Source organism: Roseibium sp. ROS1 (genome assembly GCF_054658215.1).
Window position 1 is genome coordinate 340,671 of record NZ_BAAGIG010000003.1, and the last position, 22,092, is coordinate 362,762.

Genomic DNA, 22,092 nt, shown 5'->3' on the forward strand with positions numbered 1-22,092 from the left:
CGCGCCGAGTCAGCCTGTCTGTTTGAAAAACGACAAGCGGGACTCCAATGCTGACGCTTTGGAGCACCTCACGGACAAAAAGCACCGCGAACCCAGCAGGTTCCAGGGGGCTTTTCAGCCGGTGTTGGATGAGCTTCGTTTTACGAGGTCAGATGTGAAAACGCGGCAACCACGCGCTCATAGACCGGGCGCTTGAACGGCACGATCAAACCGGGCAGCCGGTCGGCATCTTCCCAGCGCCACTCGCTGAATTCCGCGGTGTGGCCGTCCGGTGGCGTGAGGATATCAATTTCGTCTTCCGAGCCGTCGAAGCGGTAGGCGATCCAGCGCTGAGCCTGACCGCGATACTTGCCCTTGCGCGATGCGCGGACGACGTCTTCTGGATAGTCGTAGGCGAACCACTCCGGGGCTTCTTCCAGAAGGGAAACGGACTTGATCGAGGTTTCCTCGTAAAGTTCGCGCCGGGCAGCCGGTTCGGGTGCTTCGCCCTTGTCGATCCCGCCTTGCGGCATCTGCCAGCAATATTCGTAGTTGGAGGAACTGCCTCCATCATCGCGGCTGCCGATCCAGACCTTGCCCGCCTTGTTGATCAGCATGATACCGACGCAGGGCCGATAGGGAAGACCGTCGACGGGTTCCGGAAATCCCGGTCCGAGTGCCAGCTTCGTCACGAATACCTCTTGGTGTTCAATTTCTCAGAATTATCGATCGATGGTCGCGCTGACGGGGACCAGCTGCAGACCGCGCTCTTCAAGATCCTGCACCCACTTTTCCAGCTGGCGCACGGTCACAGGCAATGCGGATGCGGTCGCCACCGCGACACCGCGGGCACGGGCGACGCTTTCCAGCTGCAGCAGCTTGGCGTTAATGTCGTCTTCACGCGGCACTTCGTCCAGCACCACGTCCACCCCACTGAAGGGAACGCGCATTTCCTTGGAGACATCATCGGCGATGGACCGGGAAGATGTGCCGTTGTCGGCGAACATCAGGCCACGCGCCTTCAGTTTTTCCAGAAGGAACTCCATGGAGGGTTTCGTCGCCGTGAAACGCGCGCCCATTTCAGGAATGACGCCGACATAGTTGGTCGCCCGCGTGAGCAGGAACCCAAGCCGATCCATCATTTCATTGGGGCGCAGGCTGACCAGCAGCGTGTGCGGGCCCGGGTCATTGTCGGGAAAATCGAACGGCTCCAGCGGCAATTGCAGCAGCAGTTCATGGCCCTTGGTGCGGGCCTGCTGCATCCACAGGTCCAGGTCTTCACCATAAGGGGCAAGCGCAAAGGTCGTATCGGCCGGCAACCGGGTAATGGCGTTCTGGGTACCGGTTTCACTCAGGCCGAGCCCGGTCACGATGACGGCAATTTTCGGGATCGAGGTGAACTCGCGAACGATGGGCCGGGAATAGGCATCCAGCGGACGAATACCGGCATCGCTGACCTTCGGCAGGAACCCGAAATCGGACCGTTCGCTGACACGGCTGTCCGGATTGATCGACAGGCCGGTTACCGGAGCTTCCGGGCCCAGTCCGTCCGGTCGCATGACCATGTCGTAGCGCGGGCCAAGCAGATCCTTGCTGCTTTCCGGTCGCAGGTTCGGGCCCAAGTCACCGTTGATGCCCGGGCGGATCTCGACCACTTCGATGTCCTGGGAGGTCACGCCTTCGACAATGGCGTCGAGCGGCAGAACGGCAACGGGTTCTCCGCCAAGCGGGTCGTCGACAACAGTGATCCAGACGAGCGTAGAAGTGAGGATCACGCTCAGAATACCGACCCCGATAAGACCGAACGGCAGCCTGACCAGCCGCCGCTTGCCCATGCCTAAAGGAGCTGTGAGATCTTCGCTCGACATATCGTCCTGAGCCTATTGCCCGGTTTCAGGATGTCCCCGAACCGGAAAGTTTGTTTTTGATATACGCAGAACGAGAACGACAAGTCGCGCGCCGGCGGACCGGCGCGCGTTTTTTGATTTAGTTTTTGACAGCCGCGCTGTCGGAGACCGGCGGGAAGGCGCTGTTCACCTGATTACCGCGCAGAAGGTCGAGTGCCAGGTTCAGCTGGGTGTCATCCTTCGGATCGGACGGCACATAGGCCTGGCTACCGGATTCTTCCTCACCTTCGGAAGCTTCCAGGTGGCCACGAAGCCCGGCTTCGCCCTTGGTATCGACACGGCCGACCAGATCGTCCGGCAGATCCTGCAGGGACTCAATGTCCGGCACGATGCCCTTGGCCTGGATCGATGTGCCAGACGGGGTGTAGTACCGAGCCGTGGTCAGGCGGATGGCGCCGTTGGCACCAAGCGGGATGATCGTCTGAACCGAGCCCTTGCCGAAGGACCGCGTGCCGAGGATGGTTGCCCGGCGATGATCCTGCAGCGCACCTGCAACGATTTCCGAAGCGGAGGCCGAGCCGCCGTTGACCAGCACGATTACCGGCTTGCCGGTTGTCAGGTCGCCAGCCCGTGCGTTGTAGCGCTGGGTTTCGTCGGCTTCACGGCCACGTGTCGAAACAATCTCGCCACGGTCCAGGAAGGCGTCGGAAACGGCAATTGCCTGATCCAGCAGACCACCCGGGTTGTTGCGCAGATCGATGACGAAGCCCTTGAGCTTGTCTTCACCGATGTTCGCGGTCATTTCCTCGATGCCTTCCTTCAGGCCGTCGAAGGTCTGTTCGTTGAACTGGGTGACGCGAACATATCCGACGTCATCCTCTTCCCGCCAGCGAACCGAACGGATGCGGATGATGTCGCGGGTGATGGTGATGTCGAACGGCTCGGCGCGGCCCTTGCGGCGCACCGTCACCACGATGTCCGTCTTGACCGGACCGCGCATCTTTTCGACCGCTTCGTTGAGGGTCAGTCCCTGGACCTGTTCGCCGTCGATGTAGGTGATGTAGTCACCTGCCAGGACACCGGCCTTGGCGGCGGGCGTATCGTCGATCGGCGACACGACCTTCACGAGGCCTTCTTCCATGGTGACTTCAATGCCGAGACCACCGAATTCGCCGCGGGTCTGCACCTGCATGTCCCGGAAGCTCTTCGGAGACATGTAGCTGGAGTGCGGGTCGAGGGAGGTCAACATGCCGTTGATGGCGCTCTCGATGAGCTGGGCGTCATCAGGGACTTCCACGTAGTCTGACCGCACGCGTTCGAACACGTCGCCAAACAGGTTAAGCTGCCGGTACGTATCCGTTGCCGCCGCATTGGCCGCTACCGAGACATTGATCGGCATCTGGGACAGTGTCGTGATTGCTGCTGCTCCCATGAGAGCACCCACAAGCAGCAAGGAAGCTTTCCGTATCATCCGCGAGCCTTTTCTTCTTCAGTGCGTGCCCACCAGGGTGTGGGATCGATCGCACGACCGTCTTTCCGGAATTCAACATAAAGGATCGGCTGGGTCGAGCCCAAACCGAACGTCGAAGCGCTTGCCCACTGGGTTGCGCCCATCACTCCGACCGGTTCCCCGGTCAAAACAAATTGCCCCAACTCCGCATCGATCCGGTCCATTCCGGCCAGCAACACATGGTAGCCGTCGCCGGTATTCAGGATCAAGAGCTGTCCGAACGAACGAAACGGTCCGGAGTAGACCACCCATCCGTCGGCAGGTGACGTAATATTGGACCCAGGCCGTGTGGCGATAGATTGACCCTCCGTCACACCGCCGAAATCGTCTTCCTGGCCATAGTCCTTCAAAAGCGTACCGGCAACAGGCTGAGGCAGCTTGCCCTTGGCTTCCTGGAACGAAATGGCCGGTGCCAGACGCCCAGGATCTGCAAAGGGATCATACGAGCGCGACGGATTTTTCCTGGCCTCGAGTGCTGCCTGACGCGACTTTTCCGCCGCCTCCCGGGCGCTCTCGATTTCCACTTCCAGGGTCGCGATCAATTCTTGGAGAGATCCCGCCTTGTCCGCAAGTTCCGCTGCACGCTCCTTCTCTTCCTGAAGGTCCTGTACCGATCTTTGATGTTCCTGCCTTTTCGCGCTCAGAAGAAGCTCCAGCCGGGACTTTTCCTCAGCCAATCGCATCGCGTCGCCGCGCAGGCGGTTTTTTTCCTCAGCAATCACCGTCTTCAGGCGGTGCAATTCCTCAAGATCTGCTGCCAGTGCCTCGGTTTCCACCTTCAGCTCCGGCATGACCGCGTTCAGGAGAATCGCACTGCGCACAGCCGACAGCGCGTCGCTCGGGCGCACGGCAAGCGCCGGTGGCGGACGGCGTCCGATTCGCTGCAGGGCAGCCAGAACTTCTGCCAGCACGTCGCGGCGAGCAATCAGCGACAAGCGCACCGCGTCCTCATTCTCCCCCAGCGCGCGCAGCCGCCGCTCGGTATCGGTCAGTTCGCCTTCCAGGCCCTTGATCGTGTCGGACGTGCTGATGATCTTGGCATTCAACGTGTCCCGGTCGCGATCAAGTGCGCGGATTTCGCGTGCGATGGTCGCCTGCCGGTCCGTCGATACCTCGATATCGCGCGACAGCGCGGCAAGTTCCTCTTCGCGTTGTTTCTTGCGTTCCAGTGCAGCAGTCACCTCAGCAGGCGGAGCCGCCTGTTCCTGGGTGGTGGTCTCATCGACACTTTCCGTCGATCCGGCTGGCAGGGGCAGAACGAGCAAGGCCGCAGTCAGGCCACTCAAGAGCGGGCGGAATTTCTTCCGTCTCTCGAGTTCCGAACGCGCCGCTGTCATGCGATCCGCTATCAACCTGCCTAAGCTCCCAAAGGGTTATCTTCCAATGCGATACACAGTCTGCGTTAACGAACCGTTTACCCTAGTGACCGGCCAATTAACTTCTGCTCCCACCGAGGATCGCATTCCCTCTTCTGTCTGATCGATGACCGTTACGTGGCGAATGCGGCGAGATACAGGCATTCTCGCCTTTTTCCGCCGTTTCAATCGTTAATTTTTGGTCATAGTGCCGTTACGACAACAGGTTTGCCGGCGAAAACCCCATCTCCTGTCCTTCACGATCAGTAATGTCTGTAGACAATATCCTTGGGGTCCGGGCGCGCAGCATCGACATCGAGATGCGCTCCAAGCCTTTCGGCAAGGCGCGCCGAGCGGGTGTTTTCCTGATCCATATAACTGACGAGCGACGGTAGGCTGCGGTCCTGCCGTGCCCAGTCACGAAAGGCCCCGGCCGCCTCGAAAGCGTAGCCCCTACCCTCCGCATGCTCATAGACGAACCAGCCGAGTTCATGTTCCGGAAAAAGCGGACCATGATTGATACCGACCTGACCGAAGACCTCGCCGGAGCCGCGCGCCTCCATCATCAGGGCCCCATGCCCCATCAACTGCCATTGCGCAATGTCGTGGCAGAACAGGCCCCAGGCTGCAAACCGCGATAGCGGGCCTCCCATATACCGGGATCGATCCGAGGCCATCAATGCCTCGTACGCCGGCCAGTCCGACATGGTCATCGGCCGCAGGATCAGTCTTTCAGTCTCAAGTGCCGGTATCACCGGTTCTCTCCCAGGGCTCTTTCAGAAGTCTCACACACGGTGATAAGGGTGACCGGACTGGATCGTCATGGCACGGTAGACCTGCTCCGCCAAAAGAATGCGGGCGATCTGATGCGGCCAGGTCATGGCACCAAGAGCGAGTTTAAGGTCGGCGCGGCTCAGAACTTCCTGGCCGTGACCATCCGCTCCGCCAATGGCAAAGACCACGTCGGGAACACCTTCATCCTTCCAGGCTTCCAGTTTCTGGCTGAAGGCCGGGCTGGTCAGGTTCTTGCCGTTCTCGTCCAGCACCACCAGCCGCGCACCGGCGTTGAGCGCGGCAAGAATTCCCCGCGCTTCTTCCGCCTTGCGGTCATCGGCGCGCTGCGCACGGCTTTCCGGCATTTCGTTGAGGATGACTTCGGTAACGCCGAGACCGCGGCCTGTCTTGCGGGCGCGGTCGATATATCGGTCGAAAAGTTCTTTGTCCGCACCGGCTTTCATTTTGCCAATGCAGAAGAGCGTAAAGCGCATAAGTCCCTGCCGGAGATCGATCCGGTGATAAATCTGCCCGGCAGCAGACGGAGGCCCTGCTTCAGGGCCTCAATGCCGGCTCAGCCGATGTAATGCGGTGCCGCATCCTCTTCCGGTGCCCACATCTTCTCAAGATTGTAGAAGCCGCGAACCTCCGGACGGAAGATGTGTACGATCACATCACCCGCATCGATCAGCACCCAATCGCAAATGTTCAGACCCTCAACCGTTGCCGATCCGGCGCCGGCCGATTTGAGGTCTTTCAGCAAGTGCTCGGCAATCGCGCCCACGTGACGATGGGAACGACCGGACACGATTACCATGTAATCGGCCAGTGAACTCTTGCCTGCGATGTCGAGGGTAACAGCGTCCTCAGCTTTGGAGTCGTCAAGACTGGTGAGGACCGTATCGAGGAGGTCTGCCGCAAGTTCTTTACCTACGGAAGCCTGCAGAGGAGAGGACATGTCTGTCCGCCCACTTTCAAAGGTCATGGTCAGGTGTTGTGCCTTTCGCCGTTTATGCCGTCCCGCGCCCAACGTCGTCACGAACTGAAACGTCCGACTTCGTACGTCACCCGTTTTGGATGCAGGACCGGTTGACCGTACCTCGGCCGCGCTCATCGCGACCGTCCCTATAATACCGCTTCCCGTTTGGCATTTTCAAGACACGCGGGAATTCTTGGCAAATCTGCTGTTTACCGCCTTTGCCCAAGGCGCAGATCGGTGGACGATGTCCGGTCCAATGGCGTGTGCAGGAAAGTCCAGATCGGCGCCTCCATTTCCGGCAGAAGTGCTGCATCTTCTTCAGGAAGCCTATATTTTTCATAGGCTTTTGCCATGGGAGACGACATCACTGACAAGGAGGCTCCCGGCCGGTCGACAATGGCGATCGGCACCGAGCCGACGATGTCGCGCCAGTCCTGCCAGCGATGGAAGCCGGCTAAATTGTCAGCCCCCATGACCCAAACGAATCGAACAGATGGACGCATCTGGCGCAGGGCAACCAGCGTTCTGGCCGTATAGGGTGTTCCCAGAACCTGCTCGAAGGCGGTAACCTTCATGCGTGGATGGTCGGCGAGGTCCGCCGTCAGGCGCAGCCGCCGCTCCAGCGGCGCCAGGTCCGCGTGGCTCTTGAGCGGGTTGCCAGGTGTCACCAGCCACCAGACCTGATCCAGGCCCAGCCGCTTCAACACGGTCGAAGCCACCAGCCGGTGACCTGAATGAGGAGGATTGAAGGATCCGCCGAAAATGCCGATGCGGTTGCCCGGCTCGGCATGGGGCAGTTTCATCCAGTCACGGTCCAGTCCCGCGCCAAGACTCAAGGGGCTCATTCAGGCGAACTCACGATTGGTCATTACGGGCGGGCATTCCTGGCGGTCCTCAAGGGCTGTCGTCACGGGCGGGTCTGGCCGGTGCCATGCACCTTGTACTTGAAGCTGGTCAGCTGCTCCACGCCGACTGGTCCGCGTGCATGCATGCGCCCAGTGGCAATGCCGATCTCCGCGCCCATGCCGAATTCACCACCGTCGGCAAACTGGGTTGAAGCATTGTGCAGCACGATGGCTGAATCCACTTCCCGCTGGAACCGGTCGGCAGTCGCCTGATCTTCGGTCAGGATGCAATCGGTATGGTTGGAACCGTAGCGCGCGATATGCTCCATGGCAGCGTCGAGATCCGCGACCACCTTCACCGAAAGGATCTTGTCCAGATACTCCGTCGACCAGTCGTCTTCGCTTGCCGGCACGATGTTTTCGCAAATGTCGCGCACGATCGCACCGCCCCGGATCTCGCAGCCCTTTTCCTGAAGTGCCTTCACGATCACCGGCAAGTGGCTGTGGGCCACGTCTTCATGCACCAGCAATGTTTCCAGCGCACCGCAGATGCCGGTCCGGCGCAGCTTGGAATTGACGATCACCTCGACGGATTTCTCAAGATCGGCCGCCTTGTCGACGAAGATATGCACCAGGCCTTCCAGATGGGCAAAGACCGGCACGCGAGCTTCGGTCTGCACACGCTCGACAAGGCTGCGGCCACCACGCGGGACGATGACATCGAGGTTGCCTTGAAGACCGCGCAGCATTTCGCCAACAGCGGCCCTGTCGGTCACCGGAACGATCTGGATCGCATCTTCCGGCAGACCGGCGGCGACGAGGCCTTTCTGCAGGGCCGCATGGATCGCCCGGTTGGAATTGATGGTGTCGGATCCGCCACGCAGAACAACGGCGTTGCCGGCTTTCAGGCACAGCGCGCCTGCATCCGCGGTCACGTTCGGGCGGCTTTCGTAAATGACACCGATAACACCCAGGGGCGTGCGCACACGTTCGATCTTCAGGCCGTTCGGCCGATCCCAGGCGGCGATCACGCTGCCGACGGGATCGTCCAGCGCGACAATGTCCTCAAGGGCTTTGGCAATCGCCTCGATCCGCTCTTCCGTAAGCGTGCCACGATCCAGGAACGCTGCCGTCTGGCCGCCTGCCTTCATCGCTTCAAGATCGAGACGGTTGCCTGCAAGAATATCCGGTGTTGCAGCCCGAACGGCGGCTGCCATTTCGGCCAGGGCCTTGTTCTTCTGGTCTGCTGGAGCGATGGCAAGGATCCGGCCGGCAGCACGGGCGCGCTGCCCGATCTCTGCCATCAAGTCCTCGGTCGTCTTTGCCTCGACTACTTCCAGCATACTCACTTGCTCCCGTTTTGCGGCGCTCACCGCCGCCAGTCTTTCCGCGTTTTAGCGCGTTCTGCCTCAAAAGGCATCCATCGGTTCGCTCACACTCACTCGAGCGCGGGCAGTTCCAGAACCAGATCGTCCCGGTGGATCATTTCCGCCCGGCCCGGATAGCCGACGATGGCTTCAATCTCGCGGCTGTTGCGGCCTGCAATCAACTGCGCCTCGTCCGCGTCATATGCAATCAGCCCCCGGCCGATGATCCGGCCTTCCGGGTTGAGCAATGTCACGGCGTCGCCGCGCGAAAAACTTCCCGATACAGATGTCACTCCGGCAGGCAGGAGGCTCTTGCCGGACGTCATCGCCTTGACCGCACCTGCATCCAGCCGGATTTCGCCGCGCGGCTCCAGATGGCCGCCAATCCAGGCCTTGCGGGCGCTGGCAGGTGAACTGAGCGCCGGGAACCAGGTGCCGCGGGCGCCCTGATCCAGCCGCTGAAGCGGGTTGAGTTCCTTGCCGGAGGTGATCACCATCGACGTTCCGGCCGCGGTCGCGATCTTGCCGGCATCGATTTTCGTCTTCATGCCGCCGCGCGAAAGCTCCGACCCGGCGCTGCCGGCCATGGATTCGATTTCATGGGTAATGCGCGGCACTTCCGGCAGGAACACTGCATCGGGGTTCTGCTGGGGCGGTGCGGTATAAAGCCCGTCAATATCCGACAGCAGCACAAGGCAGTCGGCGCTGGCCATGGTGGCAACACGCGCTGCCAGCCGGTCGTTGTCGCCATAACGAATTTCGGAAGTCGCCACGGAATCGTTTTCGTTGATGATCGGTACCGCACCAAGCTTCAACAGAGTGCCGATAGTGGCGCGCGCATTGAGATAGCGCCGCCTTTCTTCCGTGTCGCCAAGGGTCAGCAGGATCTGACCAGCCTTCTTGCCATGCGCGCCGAGGGCATCCGCATAGGCCTGGGCCAGCGCGATCTGACCGGCTGCGGCCGCCGCCTGGCTTTCCTCCAGCTTCAGCGGTCCACCCGGCAGCCCAAGAATACCGCGGCCAAGCGCAATCGATCCGGAGGAGACAAGCAGCACCTCCGCACCGGCATCGGACAGCTTGACCACATCGGCGATCAGCGCGTTGAGCCAGCTACGCTTGAGTTCGCCCTGCTCGACAAGCAGGGCGGAGCCGATCTTGACGACGATGCGGCTGAAGTCTCTCAGACTGCGGGACATCAGGGATGCCAGCCCTCTTGTTCGGGTGCAGGCACCTGGTTGGCTTCTTCTTCCTTGTCCCTGTCAATCGCGCGCACGATCATGCGTAGCGCCCGGTCGACATTGAGGCCGCTGGCCGAGGACAGGATCAGCGGTTTCTGGCCACAGGCTTCCTCGAGGCTCGCCGCCTTTTCGGCAATCAGGTCTTCATTGAGAGCGTCGCACTTGCTGAGCGCCACGATCTCGGGTTTCTCCGTAAGCCCGGCGCCATAGGCATCCAACTCGCCGCGCACGATCCGATAGGCTTCGCCCGGGTCTTCCTGGCCGGAGCCGTCAACCAGATGAAGCAGAACGCGGGTGCGTTCGACATGCCCAAGGAAGCGGTCGCCAAGACCCGTGCCTTCGTGCGCCCCCTCGATCAGGCCGGGAATATCGGCCATTGCAAAGCTGCGACCGTCGATCTGCACGATGCCAAGATTGGGGTGAATGGTCGTGAACGGATAGTCGGCAATTTTCGGCTTTGCAGCCGATACCGTCGCAAGGAAGGTGGACTTGCCCGCATTGGGGAGGCCGACCAGGCCGGCATCGGCGATCAGCTTCAGCCGCAGCCAGATCCATTTTTCCTCGCCTTCAAGGCCAGGGTTGGCCCTGCGCGGCGCCTGATTGACCGACGACTTGAAATGGGCGTTGCCGAAGCCGCCGTTGCCCCCTTTCAGAAGCATCACCTTCTGGCCAAGCTCGGTCAGGTCGGCAATCAGCGTCTCGTTGTCTTCCTCGAAGATCTGGGTACCGACAGGAACCTTCAGCACAACGTCGCCGCCGTGCGCGCCGGTGCGGTTGCGGCCCATGCCGTGAATGCCGGTTTCCGCCTTGAAGTGCTGCTTGTAGCGATAGTCGATAAGCGTGTTCAGGCCGTCGACACATTCGATGATGACATCACCACCCTTGCCGCCGTCACCACCGTCCGGTCCGCCATATTCGATGTATTTCTCGCGCCGGAACGATACGCAGCCCGCTCCGCCATTGCCAGAGCGCACATAGATCTTGGCCTGATCTAGGAATTTCATTTTCTTTTTCTCTTTTCGTCCTGTTTCAGGCCGGATCCCGATCGGATCAATGGCCGTTCAGAAAGTCTGTTCGTGTCATCTCGGTGCGAATGGCGGGCATCGTACAGCCTCGCGACACGCTGGCACAGCCCACTTCACCAACTTCCCGGAAACCCAATTTCCGGGCAACGCCGAGCGAAGCCGGGTTATCTGTCATGGCTTCGCAGGCGACCAACGTGTGATCCGTATTGCCGAACAGCCAGGCGACCGCCGCCTGCACTGCTTCGCTCATATATCCCTTGCCCCAATAGGCGCGCCCCAGCCAATAGCCGATCTCCGGGGTCTCCCGCAACTTTTTGAAGCCGATGCCACCGATCATCAGGCCGTCGCAGTCGATCTGGAAACCGAGTTCCTCCGCCTCCTGCCATGTCGACCAGCGCTCGACAGACAGCGCCAGATAAGCTCGGCCCTGCTCCAGATCGTAAGGGTAGGTAACCCGCGACAGCATCTTGGCAACTTCGTAGTCCCCCAGAAGCTCGGCACAGCGATCCAGATCCTCCGGGCGCGGGGCTCGAAGGACCAGACGCTCGGTCTTCAGAACGGGCGGCATCAGGCTGCTTCCTTGCGGGCATCGAAATCGGTGCGCGCCAGGCGGACGATCACGTTGGAAACCCTGCGGTCCAGTGCCTTCGAAAAACGTTCCGTCATGGAGTAGGGCTTGAAACCCATTTTCCGCAGCAGACCGCGGGAGCGGAAGTTGTCCTCAAAGGCGCGCGCGGCTATGGCGTCCGTCTCGAAGGCTTCAAACGCCCAGGCGAGAGCAGCCTCTACAGCCTCGCTGGCATAGCCATGCCCCTGAAACGCCCGGCCGAGCCAATAGCCGAGTGTCGGCAGGTTCGGCAGATCATCCAGATCACCCGGCGGTTCGATGGCAACCACCCCGATGAACACCCCGCCGAGCGTAATGGCAAACAGCGCTTCGGTTTCGAACGGATCCTTGCCGACCACCGTCTTCAGGAAGGCTTCCGCAGCTCCGTCCTCATAAGGCCAGGTGAACGACGTCATCCAGCGGGCGACCTCGAAATCCTTGCCCGCCAGCGCAACCATGGCTTCGGCGTCCGACATCTCGATCGGCCGCAGGATCAGGCGTCTTGTTTTCAGCTCAGGCAACATGCTCATCGTCCCTGCCCCCATCTTTTCAATGACTTCCAGACAGCCCGCTCCAGCGTATAGCGCTCGATGGGCACCGAGCCACCCGCCCCCAGAGAGCGGATCATGGCCTGGTCGCGATACTGAAATCCGGATTTGACGAGCACCCGGCGCGATGCCGGGTTGGTGACCCTGCAGGATCCCTGCAGCTCGCCGATGTCATGATAGGTGAAGGCATGGTCGACCAGTGCATGCACCGCCTCTGTCGCCAGACCCTGGCCCCAGAAGGGTTCACCCAGCCAATAGCCGACATGCACCGGACCGCCGGGCTCGACATTGGCATACCGCGCGATACCGATCAGCCGACCGGTTAACTTCAGGCGGATGGCAAAGCTTGCAGAACGGGGCTGGTTGATCGCGGCCTTGGCGACCAGCGCCCGGGCATCGTCCAATGCGAAGGGATGCGGCATGGTAGAAAGGTTTGCCGCCACTTTCTTGTTGTTGGCCAGAAACACCATATCGGCCAAATCGTCCATACGCGGCTTGTCGAGCCGCACACGAACCGCTTCCTGCGGCAATGGGGCCGCAGCCAGACTGCTTTCGTCTAATAAACCGTCACTTTCAACAACCATCTTTTCCTCCAGCCAAAACAAATCAAGGGAGAGATGGCGCCCCATCTCCCCCTTGGATCTTGACTGGTCGGATTGCTGACCTGTCTCGAATTGCCGGGGTCTTACGGGACGCCGGCGTTTCGAAACTTCACGTCGGCTTTACTCCGCTGCTTCCGCTACCGGGAGCACGTTAATGTAGGTTCGCTTGTTGGCTTTCGCCTGGAACTCTACCTTGCCTTCCACGGTTGCGAAGATGGTATGGTCCTTGCCCATACCAACGCCGGTGCCCGGGTGCCAGGTAGTGCCGCGCTGACGCGCGATGATGTTGCCGGGAATCACAGCTTCCCCGCCGAATTTCTTGATGCCGAGACGGCGGCCAGCTGAGTCGCGGCCGTTGCGGGACGAGCCGCCTGCCTTTTTATGTGCCATCGTTAGAACTCCTCGTTCTTCGAATACTTTTTAGGTTCGGGAGCGGCGGCTTAGTTGCCAGCCAGTTCCTTGGCCTGCTCAACCCAATTACCGCGTTCGAACTTGCCTTTCAGGCCAGTTTCTTCTTCAACGCGTGCGACGTCGTCAGCCGACATTGCTGCGATCTGAGCGAAGGTGGTGATCCCTGCTTCGTTCAGCTTCTTCACAGCTGCCGGACCGGCGCCATCGAGTTTCTTCAGGTCGTCGGCGCCTTCTGCTGCAGCCGGTGCGGCTTCAGCGGTTTCTTCAGCCTTCGGCGCTGCCTTCTTCGGCGCTGCCTTCTTGGCCGGCTTTGCACCACCGGTCAGGATATCGGTCACCTTCACGAGGGTGAAAGCCTGACGATGGCCGTTGCGGCGGCGGGAATTCTGACGCCGGCGCTTCTTGAAAATGATAACCTTGCGGTTACGGCCCTGTTCGACCACTTCGGCAACCACGGTTGCGCCTTCGACAAGCGGAGCGCCAACGGTGGTGTCGGTGCCATTGCCGACCATCAGAACCTCTTCAAAGGTGACGGTGCTGCCGGCTTCGGCATCGAGCTTTTCGACCTTCAGGAGGTCATCGGCGGCAACAGTGTACTGCTTGCCACCCGTCTTGATCACTGCGAACATGTCTCGCACGTCCTTCTTTTCGTTTTTGACACACCGGAACGGGCTGTTAAACCATCGAACCGGCTGCTTTTCAGGTCGAACCGAGGCGCCTGTCTCTCCAGGTCTTGACCCTGGCTGACAAGTCTTTGTGTCGGGTTGAGCGTGAAGCTTTTAAAGCCCGGCAGGCCTTGAACGACAAACATAACTCGAAAAAGCGAACCTTTTCGAGCCCGCGCAATATAGTCGGCCGGTTCTCGTTGTCAAACGGAAATCTGGCCTTTCTGCCGCAAAACCGCTTGTTTTCGTTTCCCTGGCGCCCCCGCATTCGCGGCGGTTTCTCTCGTGGTCACCACGATTCCCGCAAACAGGGATACGCCAATCGGCGTTGACGGCCGTTATCGGGGCAAGCCGACATCCGGTCAATCCGAATCTCCATGGTGCTCCCTCCTCCCCTTCCCCGAGCTCCCTGCAGACCGCTTTTCGCGTCGTGCAAATACGTCTGCAGGCGGTAAATTCGCGCCCAGGAAGCAGACAAACCGGGCAAAAACAGCCCCAATCCACAAACTGAAAAAAGAACTCATTTCCGGGCTTGCAGGGCGCGCAGAGTGTGTCTATGTTCCGCGCCACTTGAGACCCGTACATCGCAAGTACCGCGGAGAGGTGCCGGAGTGGTTGAACGGGACGGTCTCGAAAACCGTTGTGCGGGTAACCGTACCGAGGGTTCGAATCCCTCTCTCTCCGCCATATTTATCCTTGCGCTACCGCCTTCGGCTACTTGAGCGCATGGCTCCGGGTCGGGACCTTGTCCTCGCTGCTCCGCCATATCTATTCCTGCGCTATCGCCTTCGGCTACTTGAGGCCCGGGTCGTCATCGGTGTCACGTGTAGGGACCGTCGGGTCAGCTCTATCACCTGCCGCCATCGATGAAGAGTTCCAGACCGCTCAGCGCGCCGCCGAGTTCCATCAGCCTCCCGCCTGTCGCCAGCGAGCCGAGGTACACCGGGTGCAGATGGATGTCTGAAACAAGATTCTGTGCGATGGCGACAGCGTCTTCGTCGTCACCGGCCACGAACAGGACTCGCCGCAAACGTTCTTCCAGTAACGGCGCGATCATTGTGGCGACAGGAAGAGTGTTGAACGCCTTCGCGACACGAGCGCCGGGGGCCAGACGGGCGACAATCTCGCTGCCGGACTCTTCCCCCAGATCATCGATCTCGAACGACGGTGCATAGCTGGTGAAGATATTTGTCGCGTCGATCAGGACGCGGTTGTCCCAGTCGATATCAGGCGCAAGCACGTCACTGAGTTTCGTCCATGGCATGGCCAGGACAACGACCGGTTTGTTCATGGCCTCCGCCGCATGGCCGGCGGTAATCCCTTTCCCAAGTCGCGTGATGACATCACGCAGACTTTCCGGCCCGCGGCTGTTGGCCAGGACTATGTTGTGACCGGCAGCGGCCAGCCGGCTGGCGAGGGTCTGCCCGAGCGACGCTGCGCCCAGAATTCCGATTTCCATCGAAGAGACTCCTTGAGAGCGTATCGAAGTGAGCGCGTGGGCCAGACGGCCAGGCCGGTTGTCGGCCCGGACCGTCTGGTCAACCGCGAACTTAAATCTGGTTCATGCCGCCATCGACGAACAGTTCGATGCCGTTGACGAAGCTCGACGCCTCTGAAGCAAGAAAGAGCACTGCGTTGCTGATGTCTTCCGGTCGGCCGATCCGACCCGAGGGAATATTGCCGAGGATGTGGTTCTTGACACCTTCGGCCTGCTCACCGCCGCCGAAGAGATCATTGAGGCCGGCGGTCTCGGTCAGCCCTGGGCTGATGGCATTCACCCGGATATTGCGGTCCTTCAGGTCGAGGATCCAGCTGCGGGCGAAATTGCGCACTGCCGCCTTGGTTGCCGAATAGACACTGAAGTTCGGTGTCCCCGCGGTGCCCGTGGTCGAAGACGTCAGGATGATCGAGGCTCCGTCCCGCAGCAACGGCAGCGCCTTTTGCACGGTGAAAAGAACACCTTTCACATTGGTATCGAATGTCTTTTGATAGTGCTCTTCGCTGATCTCGCCGAGCGGGGCAAATTCACCTCCACCGGCATTGGCGAAGAGTACATCAATCTGGCTGTGCTGCTGTTGGACCGCGTCGTACAGCCGGTCGATATCTGCAAGCACGGACATGTCTCCCTGCACGCCGGTCGTTCGCCCGCCAATGGACTTGACGGCTTCGTCAAGAGTTGCCTGGCGGCGACCGGTGATGAAGACCGATGCCCCCGCAGATGCGAATGCTTTTGCCGTCGCGAGACCGATGCCACTGGTTCCGCCGGTGACAACCACAACCTTGTTCTCGAAGTTCTGTGTCATTTCATTCTCCTGTCTGACGGCACGATTGCCGTTGACATGAAGATGCAAATGGAACGATCGTTTCTGTAGTGGGCAATTTCAACACTTAGCGTTCCATAGAAAGAACGATAGATGCAGCAAGACCTGAATGACCTGGCTTATTTCGCCGAGGTGGTGGCGCATCGCGGATTTGCGCCGGCGGGCCGGGCGATCGGCGTTCCCAAGTCAAAGCTCAGCCGGCGAATAGCGGCTCTGGAAGAGCGTCTCGGCGTAAGGCTGATCGAAAGATCAAGCCGGCGGTTTCGGGTCACCGACATCGGGGAGCAATTCTATGAGCGGTGCCGCAGCATGCAGTCGGAAGCTGAACACGCCCATGCCCTGGTTGCGGAATCCAGGGCTGAACCGCACGGGCTGATCCGCTTCGGATGCCCAACCGGCCTCGTTGAGGTTGTTGCCCCGCTGATAAGCGAGTTCCTGTCTCGTCACCCCAAGGTACGGCTGCAACTGGTAGCTGCCGATCGGGCGCTGGACCTGATCTCGGAACGCATTGACCTCGCCTTGCGTGTGCGTACGGCGTTGACCAGCGATGCCTCGCTGACAATGCGTACGATCGGTACTTCAATCAGAATTCTGGTTGCAAATCCAGGCCTGGCGCAGACCGTTCATCAGGTCGATGACCTGGACAAAGTTCCCTTGCTATCGACAAGTGATAGCGCGGATGAAATCGAATGGCACATCGAAACCGACATCGGCGAAACCCGCGCGTTTCGAAAGCAGGCCAGGATGGGCTGCGCGGATTTTTCGGCAACACGAACGGCCGTGAAGAAGGGTCTCGGTGTAGCGCTATTGCCCGACCACGTCTGCAGCGCGGAACTGGCTACCGGGGATCTTGTACGTGTCCTACCGCAATGGCGAAGTCAGAAAGGGATCGTGCATCTGGTCTTCACGACGCGGCGCGGGTTGCCGCCAGCTGTCCGATCATTCATCGACCATCTTGCCCGCTGTTTTCCAAAGGATGCACTGAGCTACGAATAGCAGTCGAAACCTAACTATGTTGCGGCTCCGCCAGTCCTCCGAAAGGTACGTGTGGCGTATCAACGAGAAACCACAGCAAACGGATCTCACGGAAAGGAATGGAACCGGCAGAAAACCCCGATGCGAACTCATCGCTCTGCACCGGGGTCCTGAATTTTCAGGCAAGTTTCCCGTCAAACACTCAAGGTCTTGTCAGCTGGTAGCCTCTTCCCTTTTGGCGGCCTGAAACCGCCGCTTGATCATCGGCCCGACGACAACCGCGACCGTCAGGGCGACCAGAACCAGGCTGGTCGTATTCGAGAACAGGACCAGCCAGTCGCCGCGTCCGATCCGCAAGGCAAGACGAAGGTTTTCCTCGGCAAACCCACCCAGGATAAGACCCAGGACAACCGGTGGCAGAGGGAACTTGAGTTTGTCCATTACCCAGCCGATCGCACCGAAGCCGAGCATCAGATAGACATCGAACATCCGTCCGTGGATCGAATAAACCCCGATCAGCATCAAGACGATGATGACCGACCCCAGGAGAGGACGCGGGAGATTCAAAAGGCGCGCAAAACTGTTCGTAGCCAGAGCCCCGCCAAGCAGCACCAGAAGGATCGCGCCGAACAGGAACTGCCACATGAAACCGAATACCACGTCCGGATTGTCCCGGAACAGCATGGGCCCCGGCTGCAGACCATGCACCAGCAACCCACCCAGCATGACCGCAGCGACAGCAGTTCCCGGGATGCCAAGTGTCAGGGCCGGGATCAGCGCAGAAGCGGTGTCGGCATTATTTGCTGTTTCCGCGGCCGCAACGCCTTCAGGTTCACCATTGCCCCAGGTATCCGGTGTCTTCGAGGCCCGGCGAGCTTCGTTGTAGGACATGAAAGCAGCCATCGAACCGCCGGCTCCCGGAAGAATTCCGATCCAGATCCCGATGATCGATGAACGGATCCATGTCTTCCAGAAGCGGTACATGCGAGGCAGAGCACGCCAGATCGGCTCCGTTCCCAGTTTGGAACTGTTGACGCCGTCCGTTTTCAAAGGCGTTTCGAGCAGATCGATGACCGGAGGCAGCGCGTAGAGGCCGACCAGCAGAATGACGATATTGACGCCGTCCAGAAGCTCCAGCTGTCCGAAAGTGTAGCGATCATTTCCATAGATCGGGTCCGATCCCACCACTGAGACGAAGACACCGAAACAGGCGCTGATCAGCCCTTTTACCGGGTTGCCTCCCAGCAGGAAGATGATGCTGGCAAGGCCGAACACGGCAACCCAGAACACTTCCGAAGGGCCAAACAGGAGCGTGACCTTGGAGAGCGGAGGCGCGAGCAGCATCAGGGCAAAGGCACTTGCGATGCCGCCGATCGAAGATGAGACGACGGCCACTTGCAGCGCAAATCCGCCCTCGCCCTTTTGCGCCATCGGATAACCGTCGAACGTTGTGGCAACGGCTGCGGGGGTTCCAGGAATGCGCAGAAGAACAGCGGGGATGGCACCGCCATACATTGCACCGTTGTAGATGCCGGCCATCAGACCGAGCGCGACCAGAGGTTCGAGACCGAACGTGAATGGCACAAGCACGGAGATGGCCATTGTGGCGCTCAGACCGGGCATTGCACCGACAACGATGCCCGCAATCACGCCTATGACGACAGCGGCAAAGTTGGCCAGCCCGAAAACTTCGGGAAGTGCGCTGAGAAGATCGGAGTACATTGAGATCACTCCTGCCAGAGGCGTCCTGCCGGAAAGTCTTGCGACATTCCGTAATCGAAGATCAGCCAGATGGCTCCGACGACGACCAGGGTTGCCACTGCAAGTCCAAGTGGGTTGCGATAGCCGAAGAGCCAGGCAACGAGCGGAATGGTTATGGCTGTGCTCGGATAAAAGCCGATCAGGTCGGTGGCCAATGCGTAGCCAAGGATCAGCAGAAAGGCACCTGCGACCCGGCTGGGTGACTTGCTCATGGGCTCGGTTTCTTCACCAGCCGACGCCTTGCGTTGATCGGCGATCAGAAGCAGTAGCGAGAGGATGATCAGCCCGACCAGCATCACGGCTAGCAGCAGGGCAGATATCGGCCTCAATGTCGAGGTCGGGTAGAGAAAAGCAAACGCGGCCGCGGCGATGCCAAGAGCGGTCAGTGTCTCGGGCCGGAGAAGGCGGTGTGTACGATGGTCGGACATGGCACTGGCTTTATCTGAGTAAGAGAGGCCGCGCGGGGGCGTGCCCCGCGCAACGCGCATCAGTTCCAGGGAGTCGTATCCCAGACCTGCTTTGCAAGGGTATGCAGATCCTCGGTCAATGCCTTGAAATCGTCCCCGGTTACCACTTCGACCGGATTTGCGGTTTCCTTCATGGCTTTGAGGAACTCCGGGTCAGAGGCAAGCTGTTCGAATGCGGCCAGAAGCTTAGCCTGTACATCCTCAGGCAGGCCGGCAGGCGCGACGAACCCCCGCATGGAACCGTTTATCAGGTCCAGTCCCTGCTCCTTGAAGGTTGGCAGGTCTGGCGCAAAGTCAGAGCGCTCCGGCGTCGCAACGCCAAGTACATTCAGTTCTTCCTGAAACTCGGCCACCTCGGAAATGTTGAGGATCCCCATTGCCACGTGTCCGCCCATGAGTGCGGTTCGCGCCGGGGCGGAGCCCTTGAACGGTACGATGGTGAACTCGGTTTCGGTCAGGCCTTCAAGCTTGATCAGCGCGAAGTGATCATCGCCTCCGAGGCTGGACATCCCGACGGTGATGGCCCCGGGATTGGCCTTGGCTTCCGCGATCAGCTTGTCGAGCGTGTCGAGACCGCTCGCCTTGGAGGTGACGATCACGTTGGGATCGTTCACCACATTGGCGAGATAGGTGAAGCTGTCGGCATCATATTCCGCTTCACGATCAATCGTGCGCGCCATCATGCCCGGAAGGTTGAAGGTGCCGAGCGTGTAGCCATCCGGAGAAGATCTCGCCGTTTCCGTAATGCCGATCTGCCCACTTGCACCCGGCATGTTCTTGACGACGAGGCTTGCCCCTTCGCCCAGATATTTTTCGATGAACGGTGCAGCGGTGCGAGCCATAACGTCCGTGCCGCCGCCTGCGGAATATCCGACAATGACCTCAATGGGTTTTTCGGGATAGTCGGCCATGGCAGTCCCAGCGACCATAACCAGCGCACCTGCAATTGCAGAAGCCTTCAGGTAAGTAAGCATTTGTCTCCTCCCTTTGTTGAGACTGTTCAGTAATCCGGAAATTCGCAACCACGTTCCTTGAGGGCTGCGTCCACCCAGCTGCGATCGTTCTTGCCTTCAGCGATGGCCTTCATCTGCCGTTCTTCGGCATCCTGTTTCGCCAGGGTCTGACGAAGAATTTTCTCGGCCCCATCCAGGGGAACCGCGAGCACGCCATCGGAATCGCCCAGCACGATGTCACCTGGCTCGATCACCATTCCGTCCAGACTGATCGGAACATTGATTTCACCCGGGCCGTCCTTGTAAGGACCGCGATGGGTTACCCCCGCTGCGAAGGTCGGCAGGTTGGTCTTGAGAAAGGCATCGACATCGCGGATTGCGCCATTCAAGACGAAGCCCGCAACCCCTCGCTTGACGGCGTAGGCAAGCATCAGCTCACCCATGAGGGCATTGGAAAGATCCCCTCCGGCATCGACAACGATCACATCACCGGGTTTGGCCAGGTCGATCGCCTTGTGCAGCATCAGGTTGTCACCCGGACGGCTCTTGACGGTCAGCGCCACGCCGGCCAGGCCGCCGGAGGCATGCATCGGTCGCAGGCGCGGACCGGCGGCTGCGAGGCGCCCCATGCAGTCGGAGACATTGGCAACCGGAAGCTTGGCAAATTCAGCAACGAGTTCCAGCGGCGCAGCTTGTTTTCGGCTGCAAATACGAAAGCCAACCGACATGTTCATTCTCCTGCTTTGGCGTACATGGCACCGGCGTCGGCCAGAAGTGCACGATTTGCTATGCGTTCGCGGGCGACAGGCTGGCCATCCAGAACCTGGAAGATGCCGCGCACGGCTTGCACTCCGACACGTGCACCGGCTTCGCGCGTGACGCCGCCGATATGCGGAGTGACAATGATGCGGTTTTCACTGAAGAACGGATGGTTCGCCTGGGGTGGTTCCACGGCAAAGGTGTCAAGTCCCGCGCCTGCAAGATGACCTGATTGAATTGCAGCGAGCAGCGCGTCTTCGTCAATCAGCCCACCACGCGCCGTGTTGATCACGTAGCTGCCTTCCGGCATGCGCGCGATGGCTTCGGCGTTCAGGATCTGGCGTGTCTGATCGGTCAGCGGACAATGAAGGCTGAGGACATCGGATTGTTCCAGCAGCTCTTCGAGCGAGCTGCAGCGTTTTACGCCCAGTCTTTCGAATACGTCGTTGTCGGCATAGGGATCGTAGCCGATCAGGTTCAGGCCAATGCCCTTGGCAATTCGGCCTGTCGCCTGTGCAATAGACCCCATCCCCAACAGGCCCAGTCGGCTTCCTGCCAGCTCGCGGCCGAGAAAACCTGCCTTTTCCCAGCGGCCGGCACGAAGCCCTGCGTCAAGCGGCAGGATGCGCTTCACGGTGGCAAGCATGAGTGCGATCGCATGTTCGGCGACTGAAACTGCATTCGCGCCCGTTGCAACAAGCACCGGAATGCCGCGGGATGCGGCTGCCTGGAGATCGATGTTGTCGACGCCAACACCATGCTTTGAAATGACGCGCAGCTTTGGAGCCTTTTCAAGGACGTCGGCATCCAGCCGGCCCATCCGCGAGACGATCCCTTCCGCCCCGGTCTCGACCAGAAGCCTGGAGATCACATCGCTGTCTGCATAGGCCGGGGTATGAACGGTTTCGTATCCGTGGTCTTTCACAAGCGCGACAGCACTTGGGTCGAGGTCGGGGCCGGTCACAAGGATTTTCTTGCTCATGCGTACGTCTCTCTGCTCTCCGCAAGCGGAAAGTGATTGTTCTTTGATAGGGGATGAGTGACCGCGTCCGCCTCCCAGCTTGCACGGTTGAATTCCTCCGCCATCTTGGGTAACGGATAGAA

The 22,092-nt window shown here is 60.0% G+C and carries 24 protein-coding genes and 1 tRNA gene; 2 read left to right on the forward strand and 23 right to left on the reverse strand.

Features of this window, described 5'->3' with window-relative positions:
* Positions 1 to 140: 140 nt before the first annotated feature.
* The 16 genes from ACYQ6M_RS17710 to ACYQ6M_RS17785 all read right to left on the reverse strand — a co-directional run bounded on the left by ACYQ6M_RS17710 (position 141) and on the right by ACYQ6M_RS17785 (position 13,716).
* Entirely contained in the window at positions 141 to 671 is a 531-nt protein-coding gene (locus ACYQ6M_RS17710) for an RNA pyrophosphohydrolase (RefSeq protein ID WP_055658263.1), read from the reverse strand.
* Between the two features lie 30 nt (positions 672 to 701).
* A complete protein-coding gene (locus ACYQ6M_RS17715) occupies positions 702 to 1,847 on the reverse strand; it encodes a divergent polysaccharide deacetylase family protein (protein ID WP_208984457.1) in 1,146 nt (381 codons plus the stop codon).
* A gap of 118 nt (positions 1,848 to 1,965) precedes the next feature.
* The gene (locus ACYQ6M_RS17720; RefSeq protein WP_023001676.1) at positions 1,966 to 3,297 is read right to left on the reverse strand and encodes a S41 family peptidase; all 1,332 of its coding nucleotides are present in this window, start codon (positions 3,295 to 3,297) and stop codon (positions 1,966 to 1,968) included.
* Positions 3,294 to 4,673: a murein hydrolase activator EnvC family protein gene (locus tag ACYQ6M_RS17725; RefSeq protein ID WP_055658261.1), complete on the reverse strand. Its 1,380-nt coding sequence runs from the start codon at positions 4,671 to 4,673 to the stop codon at positions 3,294 to 3,296. Before ACYQ6M_RS17725 ends, ACYQ6M_RS17720 begins: the two co-directional genes overlap by 4 nt.
* Before the next feature lie 281 nt (positions 4,674 to 4,954).
* Complete coding sequence (locus ACYQ6M_RS17730) at positions 4,955 to 5,446, reverse strand: GNAT family N-acetyltransferase (protein ID WP_460074800.1); 492 nt, start codon at positions 5,444 to 5,446, stop codon at positions 4,955 to 4,957.
* 30 nt (positions 5,447 to 5,476) lie between these two features.
* On the reverse strand, positions 5,477 to 5,959 hold the full coding sequence (gene rlmH, locus ACYQ6M_RS17735; protein WP_023001679.1) for a 23S rRNA (pseudouridine(1915)-N(3))-methyltransferase RlmH: 483 nt from the start codon (positions 5,957 to 5,959) through the stop codon (positions 5,477 to 5,479).
* Between the two features lie 80 nt (positions 5,960 to 6,039).
* Positions 6,040 to 6,423 carry a ribosome silencing factor gene (rsfS, locus tag ACYQ6M_RS17740; protein WP_023001680.1) on the reverse strand — a complete coding sequence of 128 codons (384 nt, stop codon included), beginning with the start codon at positions 6,421 to 6,423 and terminating at the stop codon, positions 6,040 to 6,042.
* A gap of 230 nt (positions 6,424 to 6,653) precedes the next feature.
* Positions 6,654 to 7,289, reverse strand: a complete 636-nt coding sequence (locus tag ACYQ6M_RS17745; protein WP_230057653.1) for a nicotinate-nucleotide adenylyltransferase — start codon at positions 7,287 to 7,289, stop codon at positions 6,654 to 6,656.
* Positions 7,290 to 7,351: 62 nt separating this feature from the next.
* Positions 7,352 to 8,632 (reverse strand): glutamate-5-semialdehyde dehydrogenase, encoded by a 1,281-nt coding sequence (locus tag ACYQ6M_RS17750; protein ID WP_152507299.1) that lies wholly within the window; start codon positions 8,630 to 8,632, stop codon positions 7,352 to 7,354.
* A gap of 95 nt (positions 8,633 to 8,727) precedes the next feature.
* Positions 8,728 to 9,852: a glutamate 5-kinase gene (gene proB, locus ACYQ6M_RS17755; protein WP_023001683.1), complete on the reverse strand. Its 1,125-nt coding sequence runs from the start codon at positions 9,850 to 9,852 to the stop codon at positions 8,728 to 8,730.
* Positions 9,852 to 10,898, reverse strand: coding sequence for a GTPase ObgE (obgE, locus tag ACYQ6M_RS17760; RefSeq protein ID WP_023001684.1), 1,047 nt, complete (start codon positions 10,896 to 10,898; stop codon positions 9,852 to 9,854). The genes proB and obgE overlap by 1 nt, the downstream gene beginning before the upstream one ends.
* 46 nt (positions 10,899 to 10,944) lie before the next feature.
* Complete coding sequence (locus ACYQ6M_RS17765; RefSeq protein WP_460074801.1) at positions 10,945 to 11,487, reverse strand: GNAT family N-acetyltransferase; 543 nt, start codon at positions 11,485 to 11,487, stop codon at positions 10,945 to 10,947.
* A complete protein-coding gene (locus tag ACYQ6M_RS17770; protein ID WP_023001686.1) occupies positions 11,487 to 12,056 on the reverse strand; it encodes a GNAT family N-acetyltransferase in 570 nt (189 codons plus the stop codon). Before ACYQ6M_RS17770 ends, ACYQ6M_RS17765 begins: the two co-directional genes overlap by 1 nt.
* The gene (locus ACYQ6M_RS17775; protein ID WP_031269624.1) at positions 12,053 to 12,658 is read right to left on the reverse strand and encodes a GNAT family N-acetyltransferase; all 606 of its coding nucleotides are present in this window, start codon (positions 12,656 to 12,658) and stop codon (positions 12,053 to 12,055) included. The genes ACYQ6M_RS17770 and ACYQ6M_RS17775 overlap by 4 nt, the downstream gene beginning before the upstream one ends.
* 138 nt (positions 12,659 to 12,796) lie before the next feature.
* Complete coding sequence (gene rpmA / locus ACYQ6M_RS17780) at positions 12,797 to 13,066, reverse strand: 50S ribosomal protein L27 (protein ID WP_006933726.1); 270 nt, start codon at positions 13,064 to 13,066, stop codon at positions 12,797 to 12,799.
* 50 nt (positions 13,067 to 13,116) lie between these two features.
* Positions 13,117 to 13,716: a 50S ribosomal protein L21 gene (locus ACYQ6M_RS17785; RefSeq protein ID WP_023014642.1), complete on the reverse strand. Its 600-nt coding sequence runs from the start codon at positions 13,714 to 13,716 to the stop codon at positions 13,117 to 13,119.
* A 633-nt stretch (positions 13,717 to 14,349) separates the two neighbouring features.
* On the opposite strand from ACYQ6M_RS17785, the gene ACYQ6M_RS17790 reads away from it, so the two are divergent.
* Positions 14,350 to 14,439, forward strand: a tRNA-Ser gene (locus ACYQ6M_RS17790).
* Positions 14,440 to 14,602: 163 nt separating this feature from the next.
* Here the strand turns inward: ACYQ6M_RS17790 and ACYQ6M_RS17795 are convergent.
* Positions 14,603 to 15,211 (reverse strand): NADPH-dependent F420 reductase, encoded by a 609-nt coding sequence (locus ACYQ6M_RS17795; protein ID WP_460074802.1) that lies wholly within the window; start codon positions 15,209 to 15,211, stop codon positions 14,603 to 14,605.
* Positions 15,212 to 15,302: 91 nt separating this feature from the next.
* Positions 15,303 to 16,055: an SDR family NAD(P)-dependent oxidoreductase gene (locus ACYQ6M_RS17800; protein WP_031269625.1), complete on the reverse strand. Its 753-nt coding sequence runs from the start codon at positions 16,053 to 16,055 to the stop codon at positions 15,303 to 15,305.
* 111 nt (positions 16,056 to 16,166) lie between these two features.
* Between ACYQ6M_RS17800 and ACYQ6M_RS17805 the strand changes: the two genes are divergently transcribed.
* On the forward strand, positions 16,167 to 17,069 hold the full coding sequence (locus ACYQ6M_RS17805; RefSeq protein WP_460074803.1) for a LysR family transcriptional regulator: 903 nt from the start codon (positions 16,167 to 16,169) through the stop codon (positions 17,067 to 17,069).
* 192 nt (positions 17,070 to 17,261) lie between these two features.
* On the opposite strand, the gene ACYQ6M_RS17810 is transcribed toward ACYQ6M_RS17805, so the two are convergent.
* The 5 genes from ACYQ6M_RS17810 to ACYQ6M_RS17830 are packed head-to-tail and all read right to left on the reverse strand — an operon-like array spanning position 17,262 to position 21,970.
* The gene (locus ACYQ6M_RS17810) at positions 17,262 to 18,770 is read right to left on the reverse strand and encodes a tripartite tricarboxylate transporter permease (protein WP_075281364.1); all 1,509 of its coding nucleotides are present in this window, start codon (positions 18,768 to 18,770) and stop codon (positions 17,262 to 17,264) included.
* A gap of 5 nt (positions 18,771 to 18,775) precedes the next feature.
* Positions 18,776 to 19,237 (reverse strand): tripartite tricarboxylate transporter TctB family protein, encoded by a 462-nt coding sequence (locus ACYQ6M_RS17815; RefSeq protein WP_460074804.1) that lies wholly within the window; start codon positions 19,235 to 19,237, stop codon positions 18,776 to 18,778.
* A gap of 59 nt (positions 19,238 to 19,296) precedes the next feature.
* Positions 19,297 to 20,250 (reverse strand): Bug family tripartite tricarboxylate transporter substrate binding protein, encoded by a 954-nt coding sequence (locus tag ACYQ6M_RS17820; RefSeq protein WP_460074805.1) that lies wholly within the window; start codon positions 20,248 to 20,250, stop codon positions 19,297 to 19,299.
* 26 nt (positions 20,251 to 20,276) lie between these two features.
* Positions 20,277 to 20,957: an RraA family protein gene (locus tag ACYQ6M_RS17825; protein WP_173017421.1), complete on the reverse strand. Its 681-nt coding sequence runs from the start codon at positions 20,955 to 20,957 to the stop codon at positions 20,277 to 20,279.
* A 2-nt stretch (positions 20,958 to 20,959) separates the two neighbouring features.
* The gene (locus tag ACYQ6M_RS17830) at positions 20,960 to 21,970 is read right to left on the reverse strand and encodes a hydroxyacid dehydrogenase (protein WP_460074806.1); all 1,011 of its coding nucleotides are present in this window, start codon (positions 21,968 to 21,970) and stop codon (positions 20,960 to 20,962) included.
* Between the last annotated feature and the right edge of the window lie 122 nt (positions 21,971 to 22,092).